Here is a 13,235-nt window from a genome sequence, read left to right as displayed (position 1 = left end):
GGTGACGCCGTTGCATGCCGACGAGCTGTCCCGCATGGAGGCCGACGCCCTCACGGCGATCAAGGCGGCCGACAGCCTCGACGCACTCAAGCAGGCCAGGCTGGCGCACGCGGGCGACCGCTCGCCCATCGCCCTGGCCAACCGCGAGATCGGCGCCCTGCCGCCGGCCGCCCGCGCCGAGGCCGGCAAGCGCGTCGGCGGCGCCCGCAGAGCGATCAACGAGGCGCTGGCCGCCCGCCAGGCCGAGCTGGAGGCCGAGCGCGACGCCCGGGTGCTCGTCGAGGAGACCGTCGACGTCACCCTGCCCTGGGACCGGCGGCCGCGCGGCGCCCGTCACCCGCTGACCACGCTGCAGGAGCGCATCGCCGACGCGTTCGTCGCCATGGGCTACGAGGTCGCCGAGGGCCCCGAGCTCGAAGGCGAGTGGTTCAACTTCGACGCGCTCAACATCGCCACCGACCACCCCGCCCGCTCCGAGCACGACACGTTCTTCGTGGACTCCACCGAGTCGGGCATGGTGCTGCGCACCCAGACCTCGCCGGTGCAGATCCGCGCGCTGCTCCAGCGCGAGCTGCCGGTCTACGTCATCTCGCCGGGCAAGACGTTCCGCACCGACGAGCTCGACGCCACCCACACCCCCGTCTTCCACCAGACCGAGGGGCTGGCCGTCGACGAGGGCCTGACCATGGCCCACCTGAAGGGCACGCTCGACAGGTTCGCCGAGGTCATGTTCGGCGAGGGCATCACCACCCGGTTCCGGCCGAACTACTTCCCCTTCACCGAGCCGTCCGCCGAGATGGACCTGAAGTGCTTCGTCTGCCGCGGCGCCTCGGCGGTCCCCGGCAACCCGCCGTGCCGCACCTGCAAGTCCGAGGGCTGGATCGAGTGGGGCGGCTGCGGCATGGTCAACCCGCGGGTGCTCATCGCCTGCGGCGTCGACCCCTCGCGCTACTCCGGGTTCGCGTTCGGCATGGGGATCGAGCGCACGCTGATGTTCCGCCACAACGCCGAAGACATGCGAGACATGATCGAGGGGGACGTGCGCTTCACGCTCCCGTTCGGAATGGAGATCTGATGAAGGTCCCGCTCTCCTGGCTGCGGGAGTACGTCGATCTCCCGGCGGCCACCGCGCACGAGGTGGCCGACAGGCTCACCATGGCCGGGCTCAAGCTCGAGGCCATCACCTCCTACGGCCACGACGTCAAGAACGTCGTCGTCGGCGAGGTGCTGGAGATCGAGGAGCTCACCGGCTTCAAGAAGCCGATCAGGCACTGCAAGGTCGAGGTGGGCGAGGCGACGCCGCGCGAGATCGTCTGCGGCGCCACGAACTTCGTGGCCGGCGACCGCGTCCCCGTCGTGCTGCCCGGCGGCGTGCTGCCGGGCGGGTTCGAGGTGGGGGCGCGCAAGACGTACGGGCGCATGTCCGAGGGCATGATCTGCTCCGAGCGCGAGCTGGGCCTCGGCGACGACCACAACGGCATCATGGTGCTGCCCGCCGGCACGCCCATCGGTACCGACGTGGTCGAGCTGCTCGGCCTGCGCGACGACGTGATCGAGCTGGAGATCACGCCCGACATCGGCTACGCGCTGTCCGTCCGCGGCGTGGCCCGCGAGGTGGCCACCGCGTTCGGCGTGGCCTTCCGCGACCCGGCCGACGTCGAGGTGCCCGCCGAGACCGAGCCGTCCTGGCCGGCCTCCATCGGCGACCCGACGGCGTGCGACCGGTTCGTGCTGCGCGAGGTGCGCGGCTTCGACCCGGCCGCCCAGAGCCCGCTGTGGATGCGGACGCGGCTGACCCGCGCCGGCATGCGCCCGGTGTCGCTGGCCGTCGACATCACCAACTACCTGATGCTGGAGCTGGGCCAGCCGCTGCACGCCTTCGACCGGTCGAAGCTGACCGGCGAGATCGTCGTCCGGCGGGCCCGGGAGGGCGAGCGGCTGGAGACGCTCGACCACGTCGTGCGCGAGCTCGACCCCGACGACATCCTCATCACCGACGAGTCGGGCCCGATCTCCATGGCGGGCACGATGGGCGGCCTGGAGACCGAGATCTCCGACGGCTCGACCGACATCGTCATCGAGGCCGCCCACTTCTCGGCCACCGGCATCTCGCGCGAGTCGCGCCGGCACGGGCTGGTCTCGGAGGCGTCCAAGCGGTTCGAGCGCGGCGTCGACCGGGAGCTGCCGCTGGTCGCCTCCTGGCGGGCGGTCCGCATGCTGGCCGAGCTGGGCGGCGCGACCGTGCAGCCCGGCGTGACGCACGCCGAGGTCGACGTCACTCCGGCGCGCATCGCGATCCCGGCCGGGCATCCGTCGGCCGTGGCGGGCGTCCCGTACTCCAAGGAGGTCGTCGTCGGCCGCCTGGAGCAGGTGGGCTGCCTCGTGGCCGACGGCGACGACCCGGCCGTGCGCCAGGGCGGCGTCGACCCGACCGGCGTCGTGACCGGCGGCGAGCTGGCCGCCAGGCTGGCCGTCACCGGCCCCGACATGATCACGGTCACCCCGCCGTCGTGGCGGCCCGACCTCACCGACCCCAACGACCTGGCCGAAGAGGTCATCCGGCTCGAAGGCTACGACCGGCTGCCGTCGGTGCTGCCCAGCGCTCCGGCGGGCGCCGGGCTGACCGAGGCGCAGCGGCTGCGCCGGCGGGTCGGCCGGGCGCTGGCCGAGGGCGGCTACGTCGAGGTGCTCAGCTACCCGTTCATCGGGGCCGACGACCTCGACCGGCTGCAGCTGCCCGCCGACGACGCGCGGCGCCGGGCCATGCGCCTGGCCAACCCGCTGTCGGAGGACGAGCCGCTGATGCGCACGACGCTGCTGCCCGGCCTGCTCAAGACGCTGGTCCGCAACGTCGGGCGCGGCTTCGGCGACGTGGCGCTGTTCGAGACGGGCGCGGTCTACCGGCCCAGGGAGAACGCCCCCGCCGCCGCTCCGGTGCTCGGCGTCTCGCGCCGTCCCACCGAGGAGGAGCTGGCCTCGATCGAGGCGGCGCTGCCCGATCAGCCGCTGCGGGTCGCGGTCGTGCTGGCCGGGGAATTCGAGCGGTCCGGCTGGTGGGGCGCCGGCCGGCAGGCCTCGTGGGCCGACGCCGTGCAGGCCGCCCGGCTGGTCGCCGCCGAGTCGCGGGTCGAGCTGTCCATCAGCGCCGACCAGCACGAGCCCTGGCACCCGGGCCGCTGCGCCGCCCTGTACGTGGGCGACACGCTGGTGGGGCACGCCGGTGAGCTGCACCCGCGGGTCATCGAGGCGTACGGGCTGCCGCCGCGCACCGCCGTCATGGAGCTGGAGCTGTCGCGGCTGGAGTCGGGCATGCCGGGGCCGGTGCAGGCGCCGCCGGTGTCCCCGTACCCGGTGGCGACGCAGGACGTGGCGCTGATCGTGCCCGACTTCACGCCGGTGGCCGACGTGGAGGCGGCGTTGCGCGACGGGGCCGGCGAGCTGCTGGAGTCGGTGCGGCTGTTCGACGTCTACGCGGGTGAGCAGGTGGGCGAGGGGAACAAGTCGCTCGCCTACACGATGCGGTTCCGGGCGGCGGGCCGTACGTTGACGGTCGAGGAGACGACGGCGGCCAGGGACGCGGCGGTGGCGATGGCGGCCGACCGCGTGGGCGCCCAGCTCCGCAGCGCCTGAGCCGACCACGGGGGGCCGGTACGGATCGCCGTACCGGCCCCCTTTTGGCATGTGGTGTAGAGCGTCGTGAGGTCGATGTCGAACGGCACGGTCAGCACCACCTCTACGGCGAGGACGACATTCTCCGCCTGGTAGCAGGTCACCTCTTCGTCGGAAGGTGCTTCGGGCCCCAGAACGATCAGGTCGGTCATCTCCTAACCGTTCAACTCGCGGGAGAATGTGGGGCATGAGGCAGTTGCTGGTGTTCGGCGAGCGTGGGGACGCCGAGGAGGTGGCCGAGACGCTGGGGGAGTGGTTCCCGGGGCTCGGGGTGCCGCGGGTGGTACGCGAGACGCTCGCCGGTGAGGACGACGCCGAGGACGCCCAGTGGCTCGTCGTCGTGGAAGGGCTCGACGAGCAGGCTCTCGGCCAGGTGGATGAGCTGGTGGAGCGGTACGACGGCTGGCGGGAGCCGGAGTAGCGCCGCCCCGGCCGGTGAGACGGCCGCCACGGGCGGGCCGGTCAGGCCGGGGTGGGCAAGGGTCAGGCCGGGGTGGGCTGGTCGGATGACTGCTCGATGCGGCGGGCGCGTTCGGCGAGTGCGTGTTCGTCGGTTCTGGCGTCGTAGCGGCGGAACCGGGGCAGGGCGGCGGCCAGGCCCAGGACGGCGCCCACGCACAGCAGGCCGCCCGCGCCCAGCGAGAAGCGGGTGCCGCCGAAGTTGGCCATGAGGCTCGCGCGGGCGTTGCCCAGCATCGGGCCGCTGGCGTACGACAGCAGCTCGATGCCCGCCAGCCGCCCGCGCAGCTCCTGCGGGATGGTCTGGTTCCACATCGTCGTACGGAAGATGCCGCTGATCATGTCGGCCGCGCCGGCGAGCGCGATGCACAGGAAGACCAGCCACACGCTGGGGGCCAGCGCGGTCAGCGTCATCGCCACGCCCCACAGCGCCGCCGCGACGATCACCCCGAGGCCCTGCCGCTGGACGCGGGCCGTCCAGCGGCCGGTCACCGAGGCGGCCAGGGCGCCCACGGCGGCGGCGGAGTACAGCAGGCCGAGCGACTCGGGCGAGCCCAGCTCGTCGGCCAGGAACGGGAACAGCGCGTTGGACATGGCGAACACCATGGCCGCGATGTCCACCAGGTAGGTGCCCATGAGGTCGCTGCGGCCGGTGGCGTACCGCACGCCCTCGACCAGCGAGCTGAGCGAGGCGGGCGCGGCGTCCTCGACGGGCGGCAGCGACCTGATGCGCCACAGCAGCGCCAGGGAGAGCACGAAGGTGGCCGTGTCGATGGCGTAGGCGACGTGCGTGCCGAGGTGCACCAGCAGCAGGCCGCCCAGCGCCGGGGCGACGATCGCGCCGACGTTCCAGCGCAGGCTGTTCAGCACCGCCGCCGCGGCCTGGTGATCGTGCCGGACCACCTGCTGCATCACCGCCTCCAGACTCGGACGCTGCAGGCAGGCGATGCCGGTGGACAGGGCGCCCATCACGTACAGGACCCAGACCTGCGGGTGGGGGAGCATCGCGTTGACCACGAGGGCGGCGGTGGTGACCAGCAGGCCCAGCTCGCTCAGCACGATGATCCGGCGGCGGTCGAGCGCGTCGGCGATCGCGCCGCCCCACAGTCCGCACACCACCATCGGCACGAACTCCGCCAGGCTCATCATCCCGACAGCGACGTAGGAACCGGTCAGCTCCTTCATCTGGTACGGCAGCGCCACCATCGTGATCATCGTGCCGAACATGGTGACGACGCCGGCGCCGAACAGCAGGCGGTAGTCGCGGGAGTCGCGCAGCGGGCTCAGGTCGGGGGAGAGGTGACGGAGCAGGCGCATGAGTGGGGCTGGCACGAGGTCTGATTGTCCGACCACGTCCGCGATGAAGGCAAATCATTTAGGGACGGCGAAGGCCCCCGGGGGGAACCGGGGGCCTTCGCGGGAGGGGGGCGTCAGGCGGCGGGCACCTTGTCGAGGAAGCCGAGGACCCTGCGGATCCGGCCGTCCTCGGCCAGCTCGACCACGTCGAAGCCGACGGCCAGGGGCTCCTCGCCGGCCGGGCCGAGGTGCCAGGTGAAGCGGGCGATGTGGTGGTGGGCGTCGAACACCTCGCCCGGCGTGAACACCAGGCCGGGGAACATGCCCTGCGCGCCCTCGATCACGGCGGCGATCCCGGCGTGCCCGGCCACGTCGGCCATCGGGTCGGTGTAGGTCGCGTCCTCGGTCCACAGCTCGGCGACGGCCTTGGCGCGGGCGTCGGCGTCGGTCTCGTTCCAGGCGGCGAGGTAGCGCTCGACGAGCTCGGCGGTCATGATGATCTCACTTTCTTCCAGGAGTTCTTTCAACGGTTCTCAGGAGAGGTGCTAGCGGCGGGTCCGGCGCAGGCCGGTGATCTGCAGCTCGGCGAACAGCCCCACGACCAGGGCCTGGGCGATGGCCCAGACGGCGCCGAGCGTGCTGAACTCGACCGTGCCGGTCACGACGGCGGCCACACTGGCCAGGGTCCAGACGATGTTCAGGCCGATGACGACCCTGACGGCGGCCGGGTTGATCGCGGGGCGGGAGGCCAGCAGGCCGACGGCGGCGCCGTACACGAGCAGGAAGATCCCGATCTCGCGCAGCAGGCCCGCGCCCGGGCCGAGCAGGTCGCTCGCGGGGCCGGCCAGGGCCAGGTAGACCAGCCCGTTGACGCCGGTGACGACGGCGTCCGCGGCGAGCGCGAGGCGCAGGAACCTGGTCCGGTCGGCGGTGACGGTGAGGGCGGTCATCTTGGCTCCTTCAAGTGCTGGTTGCGACACTTGAACGATGTCAGCCGGGGCGTAGGGGCCGCGATTACGCGCCAGGTAATGAAGTCCGCGAACCGGCCGCCGACCTGCGGGTTCTTAGGAGAAAAAGAAGGGGGCGCCTCCTTGCGGAGACGCCCCGGAGGGGGTTTGAGGGGGGCGAAGCCCCCGGGACGGGGTTCGGGGTGGGCGGCGTCCAGGCGGGGGACCGTCAGGAGCCGAGGACCTCGCGGCGGAGGTGGGTTTTGAGGATCTTGCCGCCGGGGTTGCGGGGCAGCTCGCCCTCGCGGAACCACACGTGCGCCGGGATCTTGAACTTGGCGATCCGGTCCGCCAGGAACGAGCGCAGCTCCTCGGCCGTGACCGACTGCCCCGGCGCCGGCCGGATCACCGCGCCGACCTCCTCGCCCAGCTCGTCGTGCGGGACGCCGATCACCGCCACGTCGTCCACCGCCGGGTGCTCGAACAGGGCGGCCTCGACCTCGGCGCAGTAGACGTTCTCGCCGCCCCTGATCACCATGTCCTTGGCGCGGTCCACGATGTAGACGAAGCCCTCCTCGTCGATCCTGGCCAGGTCGCCGGTGTGCAGCCAGCCGTCCACGAACGTCTGCGCCGTGGCCTCGGGCTGGTTCCAGTAGCCCATGATCACGTTCGGGCCGCGCACGCAGAGTTCGCCCACCTCGCCGGCGGGCAGCTCGGCGCCCATGGGGTCCACCACGCGCACGTCCACCACGGCCGAGGGCAGGCCGATGCTGTCGGGCCTGGCGTGGTACTCGGCGCCGCCGTTGCCGATGGCCAGGGCGGTCGTCTCGGTCATGCCGTAGCCGTTGGAGGGGGCGCGGTCGGGCAGGTTTGTGGTGATGCGCTCCAGCAGCTTGGGCGGGGCGGGGGCGCCGCCGTAGCCGAGGGTGGTCAGCGACGACAGGTCGTACTTGCCGAAGTCGGGGTGCGACATGAGCTGCCAGGCGTTGGTCGGCACGCCGATCATCGTGGTGACGCGTTCGCGCTCGATCAGCCGCAGCGCCTGCTCGGGGTCCCACTTGTACATGAGCACCACGCCGCCGCCGGTGAACATCGACGTGGTCATGCCGGAGAAGCAGCCGGTGACGTGGAACAGCGGCACGGTCAGCAGCGTCACCCGGCGCACGCTCGCCGCCGCGCCCGCGTCCTTGCCGGCCATGGTGACCGAGCGGACCAGGCCGTAGGCCACGGTCATGGGGGACTGGCCGAGGTTGCGGTGGCTGCCCAGCGCGCCCTTGGGCCGGCCGGTGGTGCCGGAGGTGTAGAAGATCGTCGCCGGGTCCTCGGGGGACAGCTCGACGTCGGGCAGCCGCACGTCGGCGGTGACCTCGCCCAGCACGTCGGCGAACGACCGCGCGCCCTCGGGCGCCTCGCCCCTGGTCACGATCATCGGCACGCCCGTGGAGGCCAGCCTGACCGCCCGCTCGCCGTCGGCGATCAGCACCTTGGCCCCCGAGTCGTGCACGCCGTAGGCCAGCTCGGCCTCCGTCCACCAGGCGTTCAGCGGTACGGCGATGGCCCCGGCGGCCAGCGCGGCCGAGAACGAGACCACCCATTCGGGGTAGTTGCGCATGGCGATGGCGACGCGGTCGCCCTTGGTGACGCCGTACTCCTCGACCAGGCGGCAGGCCAGGGTGGCGGCGCGGCGGAAGTGCTCCTCGAAGGTGATGTGCTCGTCCTCGTAGGCCAGGAAGACCTGCTCGCCGTGGAACCTGCTGGTCTCCAGCAGGGCGCGGAAGTGTGCCGGCGCGTGCTTCCACGTGCGTACCCCGGTGTCGCCGATCTCCTCGGTCTCGAAAAGCTGGCCGGGGCCGGTGAGCTGGGCTTGGACCTGGGCGTGCGAAAGGGACATGCGCAGAACTCCCGCATCAGACGATTCTTCTGGACTTTCACAGTACCGACCGGTAGGTACGTCGCGCTAGAGCAGCCAAAACCCTGGAGGCAGGCGTCCGTGAAAGTTTCACGTAGAAGCCGATATTTTTCGCTTGCCAACTGCTCTTTTGACGGCGGCACGCGATCGGCATTGACCGCTCTCTCGCATGTCAATACCGTCTGCGATGCGGTCCGCTGGGGATCGAAAAGTTTCGGAATCGAGTGCCTGCCTCCGGAGGTAGATGCCCGTGGTCTCGTCACTGTCCGTCAGAGTCCTCGCCCTGCTGGGGATTCTCGCAGCATTCCTCCTCCCCGCCACCTCGGCCGGCGCCTCGGCGCCCCTGCGCACGCACGCGGCCGCCAAGGGCAAGTTCATCGGCACGGCGCTCGCCACCAGCCCGCTGGCCGGCGAGACCTCCTACCGGAACATCGCGGCGACCGAGTTCAGCCAGGTCACCGCCGAGAACGCGATGAAGTGGGAGTCCACCGAGCCCAGCCAGGGCCAGTTCACCTACTCCGGCGCCGACGCGATCGTCGCCTTCGCCGCCCAGAACGGCCAGCAGGTGCACGGCCACACCCTCGTGTGGCACAACCAGACGCCGGGCTGGGTGCAGGGCCTGAGCGCGACCGCGATGCGCGCGGCCATGCAGAACCACATCGCCAACGTCGTCGGCCACTTCGCCGACAACCCGGCCGTGGTCTCCTGGGACGTGGTCAACGAGGTCTTCGAGGACAACGGCAACCTGCGCACGTCGTTCTGGTACAACACGCTGGGCTCCGGCTACATCGCCGACGCCTTCCGCGCCGCCCGCGCCGCCGACCCCGACGCCAAGCTGTGCATCAACGACTACAACACCGAGGGCATCAACGCCAAGAGCACGGCGATCTACAACCTGGTCTCCTCGCTGCGCCAGCAGGGCGTGCCCATCGACTGCGTCGGCTTCCAGTCCCACCTGGCCATCCAGTACGGCTTCCCCAGCGACTTCCAGCAGAACCTGCAGCGCTTCGCCGCCCTCGGCGTCCAGGTCCGGATCACCGAGCTGGACGTGCGCATGCAGACCCCCAGGGACGCCACCAAGGACGCCACCCAGGCCACCTACTACCGCAACGTCGTCAACGCCTGCCTCGCGGTGACCGCCTGCCAGGGCGTGACGATCTGGGGCTTCACCGACAAGTACTCCTGGGTGCCCGACACCTTCCCCGGCCAGGGCGCCGCGCTGATCTACGACGAGAGCTACCAGCAGAAACCGTCGTACACCGCCGTGCACGACGCCCTGGCCGGGGGCAGCAGTACCGACACCACCCCGCCCAGCACGCCCGGCACGCCCACGGCCGGCAACGTCACCGCGAACTCGGCCATGCTCACCTGGGCCGCCTCCACCGACACCGGCGGCAGCGGCCTGGCCGGCTACGACGTCTACCGCGAGCAGGGCAGCACCGACACCCGGCTCGGCCAGTCCACCGGCAACAGCATCAACCTGACCGGGTTGACCGCGGGCACCCAGTACCAGGTCTACGTGCGGGCGCGGGACGGCGCGGGCAACCTGTCCGGCGACTCCCCGGCGGTCACCTTCACCACCCTGACCGGGGGCGGCGGAGGCGGCTGCACCGCCGCGGGCACCGTGCAGACCCAGTGGAGCGGCGGGTACGTCATCCAGCCGGTGACCGTCACCAACACCGGCACGTCCCAGGTCAACGGCTGGACGGTCACCTTCACCCTGCCCGCCGGGCACACCCTGACCGGCTCCTGGAACGCCGCCGTCACCGTCAGCGGGCAGAACGTCACCGCCAGGAACGCCGGGTACAACGGCACCCTCGCGCCCGGCGCGAGCACCAGTTTCGGGTTCCAGGTCGCCAGGCCGGGCGGCGACACCGCGACGCCGTCCGCCTACACCTGCTCCTGACCCGCGCGACCCCCCGGGCGGACATGGCCACCGCCCGGGGATCCGCGCGCCGGGCGGGGGCACGGGAGGGTGCCCGAACGGGGCCCTTGGTGGGGCCTGCGCGCGGTGGTACACAGTGCACATGGCAGAGATCATCCTGTTGCACTCCGCACAGGGCCTGCGACCGGGGGTAATGGGGGCCGCGGAGGCGCTTCGCGCGGGCGGGCACGTCGTGCGCACGCCCGACTACTACGACGGCGAGGTCTTCGACGACCTCGAATCCGGGCTGCGCAAACGGGACGCGATCGGCTTCGACGAGCTCGCGCGCCGCTGGCGGGAGATCGCCGCGCAGGCGCGCGGGCCGGTCGTGTTCGCCGGGTTCTCGCTGGGCGGGTTCGGGGCCCAGCTCCTGGCCGCCACGCACCCGCTGGCCCGGGGGCTGCTGCTCTACCACGGCTGCGCGGCCGTGGCCGAGGTCAGCGCGCGGGGGTGGCCGGTCTCGGTGCCGGTGCAGCTCCACTACGCGGAGGGCGACCCGTGGGTGGACGCCGGTGACGTCCGCAGTCTGCGGACGGAGCTGGGACCGTTATTCGAGTGCTTCATTTATCCGGGAAATGTGCACTTGTTCGCCGATCCCGATCTTCCCGGATACTCGGAAGAGTCGGCCGCGCTTATGTGGAAACGATCCCGCGACTTTATTGCGCGGATATAAGACGATTTCGCGGATATTTCGTACTTGGGTCTATCAAAAGGGGCGATCTTTACTTTATGATCTCATCGGCCCATCAAGATCGACGGAAGGATCGCTCATGACGATCGAGATCAAGAAGGTCGAAGAAGTCGAGACCACCGGAAACAGCAACAGCTGCTGACCTCTTCGGGCCTCCCGCGACGCGGCCCGACCCCGCGGGAGGCCCTCACTCGCCCGGGAGCCGCCTTCATGCCCAGGATTCAGGTGAATCCGGTCTTCCCCCTGTTCATCGACGACGCCCGCGGGCGCGTACGGCTCGGCGACTTCCCCCCGACCGGCCAGATCCTCGACCCGGCGCCGCCACCCCTGCGTCGCCTGCTGCGCCTGTGCGCCGAGACCCCCGTCGAGCAGTCCGACCTGTACGACCTCCTCGACGACCTCACCCCCGCCGAGATCGACTCGGCCGTCGAACAGCTGCGCGCGGCCCGCTTCCTGGTCACCGACACCGAGCTCGTCACGCTCGCCGCCGACGCCCGGCTGTCCAGGTTCGCGCTGTTCATGGCCATGTTCCAGCCGGCCGACCGCGCCGTGGCCGCGCTCGGCGACCTCGCCGGCCGGCACGTGGCGGTGCTCGGCGCCGGCGCGATCGGCGGCCAGGTCGCCCTGCACCTGGCCACCTCCGGCGTCGGCCGCCTGACCCTGCTCGACGACGACCGCGTCGAGATCGGCAACCTGCACCGCCAGCACCTCTACACCGTGCGCGACCTCGGCGAGCCCAAGACGGCCGCGGCCGCCCGCAGGCTGCGCGAGCACTGCCCGGACGTCCGCGTCACCCGCGTCGAGCGGCGCATCACCGGCCCCTCCGACGTCGTCACCGGCGCCGACCTCGTGGTCAACACCGTCGACACGCCGCAGCCGCACATCCGCCGCTGGGTCAACGAGGCCTGCGTGCGGGCCGGCACGCCGTTCGTCACCGGCGGCTTCAACCAGCACGTCGGCCTGCTCGGCCCGCTGGTCGTGCCCGGCAGGACCGGCTGCCTGGCCTGCCAGGAGGCCGCCCTGGCCGCGCGGTACGGCTCCACCGTCCTGCCCGCCAACGACAACCCCGGACGGGCCATCCCGTCGTTCGGGCCGTTGTGCGGGATCGTGTCGGGCATGCTCGCCGCCGAGGTGATCCGCTTCCTGACCGGCACCGGCGCCCCCGCCGTCGAGGGCCGCAGCCTCTGGCTCGACCTGCTCACGCTGACCACCACGGCCTACGACTTCGACCGCCGCGACGGCTGCCAGGTGTGCGGGTGAAGGCCGAGCCGCTGACGGACCTGTCGTTCCTCAGCGTGGTGGCCGACGGCCCGGACGACTACGTCATCGGCAACGGCGAGACGTTCGTCAACGTGCCCGGCGTGGCGGCGGCCGTGGTCGAGGCGCTCGACGGCACCAGGACGGCAGCCGAGGCCCGCGCCCTGGTCCTGGCCGAACGCGGCCTGGACGTGGACGTCGCCGAGTTCGTGACCGGGCTCGGCGCGGCCGGGCTGCTCAGCCGGCCCCGGCGTCCGCCCAACCTGTGGGACCGGATCAGGCCAGGCCACGTGGCCTGGCTGTTCTCCCGCCCGGCGCACGCCGTGCTGGCCGCGCTGACCGTCTGCGCCCTGGCCGCCGCGGTCGCCAGGCCCGGCGTGCTGCCGTCGTTCTCCTCGCTGGTCTGGTCGGACAGCCTCACCTTCACCGTCGCCTTCGCCGCGGGCTCCTGGCTGCTGGTGCTGGTCCACGAGCTGGGCCACATCGCGGCGGCGCGGTCGCTCGGCGTGCGGGCCGAGCTGTCGCTCGGCACCCGCCTGCAGTTCCTCGTCGTGCAGACCAGGATCACCGGCATCTGGGGCGTGCCCAGGCGCGCCCGCTACCGCGCCCACCTGGCGGGCATGCGGGTGGACTGGTTCCTCGCCTGCGCCGGGACCTGCGTCCTGTACGCCGCCGACCTGCCCGTGGTGCGGCTGGTCGTGGTCATCTGCCTGTCGCAGATCGCCTGGCAGTTCCTGTTCTTCATGCGCACCGACGTCTACTACGCCATCGCCAACGCCGGCGGCAACAAGAACCTCATGGCCGACGCGCAGGCGTACCTGCGGGCGCGGCGCACCCGCACGGCGCCGCGCGGCGTCCGGGTGTACGCCTGGTTCCTGGTGGCGGGGCGCGTGCTCGGGCTGGCCTTCTTCGCGCTCTACACGGTCCCGGTGACGGTCGCCGTGTGCCGGCGGGCCGTCGAGGAGCTGCCGGGCTGGCAGCCGGTCGCCGCCCTGGCCGTGGTCGGCGCCGGCTGGGCTCTTTACCTGGCCGTCCTGGCCCGCCGCCTGCTCGCCTCGGCCCGCCGATCCTCCTGAGACGGCA

11 protein-coding genes are annotated in these 13,235 nt (G+C 71.8%); 7 read left to right on the top strand and 4 right to left on the bottom strand.

What is annotated here, in order from left to right:
* Positions 1-34: 34 nt before the first annotated feature.
* The 3 genes from pheS (at position 35) to ACIBQ8_RS41210 (ending at position 4,090) form a co-directional block, all read left to right on the top strand.
* On the top strand, positions 35-1,075 hold the full coding sequence (gene pheS, locus ACIBQ8_RS41220; RefSeq protein ID WP_397175470.1) for a phenylalanine--tRNA ligase subunit alpha: 1,041 nt from the start codon (positions 35-37) through the stop codon (positions 1,073-1,075).
* Positions 1,075-3,630: a phenylalanine--tRNA ligase subunit beta gene (locus tag ACIBQ8_RS41215; RefSeq protein ID WP_397175372.1), complete on the top strand. Its 2,556-nt coding sequence runs from the start codon at positions 1,075-1,077 to the stop codon at positions 3,628-3,630. The genes pheS and ACIBQ8_RS41215 overlap by 1 nt, the downstream gene beginning before the upstream one ends.
* Positions 3,631-3,856: 226 nt before the next feature.
* Positions 3,857-4,090 (top strand): hypothetical protein, encoded by a 234-nt coding sequence (locus ACIBQ8_RS41210; protein ID WP_352327924.1) that lies wholly within the window; start codon positions 3,857-3,859, stop codon positions 4,088-4,090.
* Between the two features lie 62 nt (positions 4,091-4,152).
* Here ACIBQ8_RS41210 and ACIBQ8_RS41205 read toward each other — a convergent pair whose 3' ends face one another.
* The 4 genes from ACIBQ8_RS41205 to ACIBQ8_RS41190 form a co-directional block, all read right to left on the bottom strand.
* Positions 4,153-5,460, bottom strand: coding sequence for an MFS transporter (locus tag ACIBQ8_RS41205; protein ID WP_397175374.1), 1,308 nt, complete (start codon positions 5,458-5,460; stop codon positions 4,153-4,155).
* A gap of 98 nt (positions 5,461-5,558) precedes the next feature.
* Entirely contained in the window at positions 5,559-5,918 is a 360-nt protein-coding gene (locus tag ACIBQ8_RS41200) for a nuclear transport factor 2 family protein (RefSeq protein WP_397194749.1), read from the bottom strand.
* Between the two features lie 51 nt (positions 5,919-5,969).
* The gene (locus ACIBQ8_RS41195) at positions 5,970-6,374 is read right to left on the bottom strand and encodes a hypothetical protein (RefSeq protein WP_397194748.1); all 405 of its coding nucleotides are present in this window, start codon (positions 6,372-6,374) and stop codon (positions 5,970-5,972) included.
* A 226-nt stretch (positions 6,375-6,600) separates the two neighbouring features.
* Positions 6,601-8,262, bottom strand: a complete 1,662-nt coding sequence (locus ACIBQ8_RS41190) for a class I adenylate-forming enzyme family protein (RefSeq protein WP_397175380.1) — start codon at positions 8,260-8,262, stop codon at positions 6,601-6,603.
* Between the two features lie 262 nt (positions 8,263-8,524).
* Between ACIBQ8_RS41190 and ACIBQ8_RS41185 the strand changes: the two genes are divergently transcribed.
* The 4 genes from ACIBQ8_RS41185 (at position 8,525) to ACIBQ8_RS41170 (ending at position 13,228) form a co-directional block, all read left to right on the top strand.
* Positions 8,525-10,186, top strand: coding sequence for an endo-1,4-beta-xylanase (locus ACIBQ8_RS41185; RefSeq protein ID WP_397194747.1), 1,662 nt, complete (start codon positions 8,525-8,527; stop codon positions 10,184-10,186).
* A gap of 121 nt (positions 10,187-10,307) precedes the next feature.
* Complete coding sequence (locus ACIBQ8_RS41180) at positions 10,308-10,877, top strand: dienelactone hydrolase family protein (protein WP_397175384.1); 570 nt, start codon at positions 10,308-10,310, stop codon at positions 10,875-10,877.
* Between the two features lie 228 nt (positions 10,878-11,105).
* Positions 11,106-12,155 (top strand): TOMM precursor leader peptide-binding protein, encoded by a 1,050-nt coding sequence (locus tag ACIBQ8_RS41175; protein WP_397175386.1) that lies wholly within the window; start codon positions 11,106-11,108, stop codon positions 12,153-12,155.
* Positions 12,152-13,228 (top strand): hypothetical protein, encoded by a 1,077-nt coding sequence (locus tag ACIBQ8_RS41170; RefSeq protein WP_397175388.1) that lies wholly within the window; start codon positions 12,152-12,154, stop codon positions 13,226-13,228. The genes ACIBQ8_RS41175 and ACIBQ8_RS41170 overlap by 4 nt, the downstream gene beginning before the upstream one ends.
* Positions 13,229-13,235: the final 7 nt, after the last annotated feature.

Source organism: Nonomuraea sp. NPDC049646, assembly GCF_044465525.1.
Lineage (GTDB): Bacteria > Actinomycetota > Actinomycetes > Streptosporangiales > Streptosporangiaceae > Nonomuraea.
The sequence above is the reverse complement of the archived record's forward strand: the minus strand, read 5'-3'. Positions and strand labels throughout refer to the sequence as shown.

Excerpts from the sequence above, each read along its gene's own strand:
- pheS (WP_397175470.1), top strand. The coding sequence starts at position 35 with ATGGAGGCCGACGCCCTCACGGCGATCAAGGCGGCCGACAGCCTCGAC.
- ACIBQ8_RS41195 (WP_397194748.1), bottom strand. The coding sequence starts at position 6,374 with ATGACCGCCCTCACCGTCACCGCCGACCGGACCAGGTTCCTGCGCCTC.
- ACIBQ8_RS41215 (WP_397175372.1), top strand. The coding sequence starts at position 1,075 with ATGAAGGTCCCGCTCTCCTGGCTGCGGGAGTACGTCGATCTCCCGGCG.
- ACIBQ8_RS41210 (WP_352327924.1), top strand. The coding sequence starts at position 3,857 with ATGAGGCAGTTGCTGGTGTTCGGCGAGCGTGGGGACGCCGAGGAGGTG.
- ACIBQ8_RS41180 (WP_397175384.1), top strand. The coding sequence starts at position 10,308 with ATGGCAGAGATCATCCTGTTGCACTCCGCACAGGGCCTGCGACCGGGG.
- ACIBQ8_RS41190 (WP_397175380.1), bottom strand. The coding sequence starts at position 8,262 with ATGTCCCTTTCGCACGCCCAGGTCCAAGCCCAGCTCACCGGCCCCGGC.
- ACIBQ8_RS41175 (WP_397175386.1), top strand. The coding sequence starts at position 11,106 with ATGCCCAGGATTCAGGTGAATCCGGTCTTCCCCCTGTTCATCGACGAC.
- ACIBQ8_RS41200 (WP_397194749.1), bottom strand. The coding sequence starts at position 5,918 with ATGACCGCCGAGCTCGTCGAGCGCTACCTCGCCGCCTGGAACGAGACC.
- ACIBQ8_RS41185 (WP_397194747.1), top strand. The coding sequence starts at position 8,525 with ATGCCCGTGGTCTCGTCACTGTCCGTCAGAGTCCTCGCCCTGCTGGGG.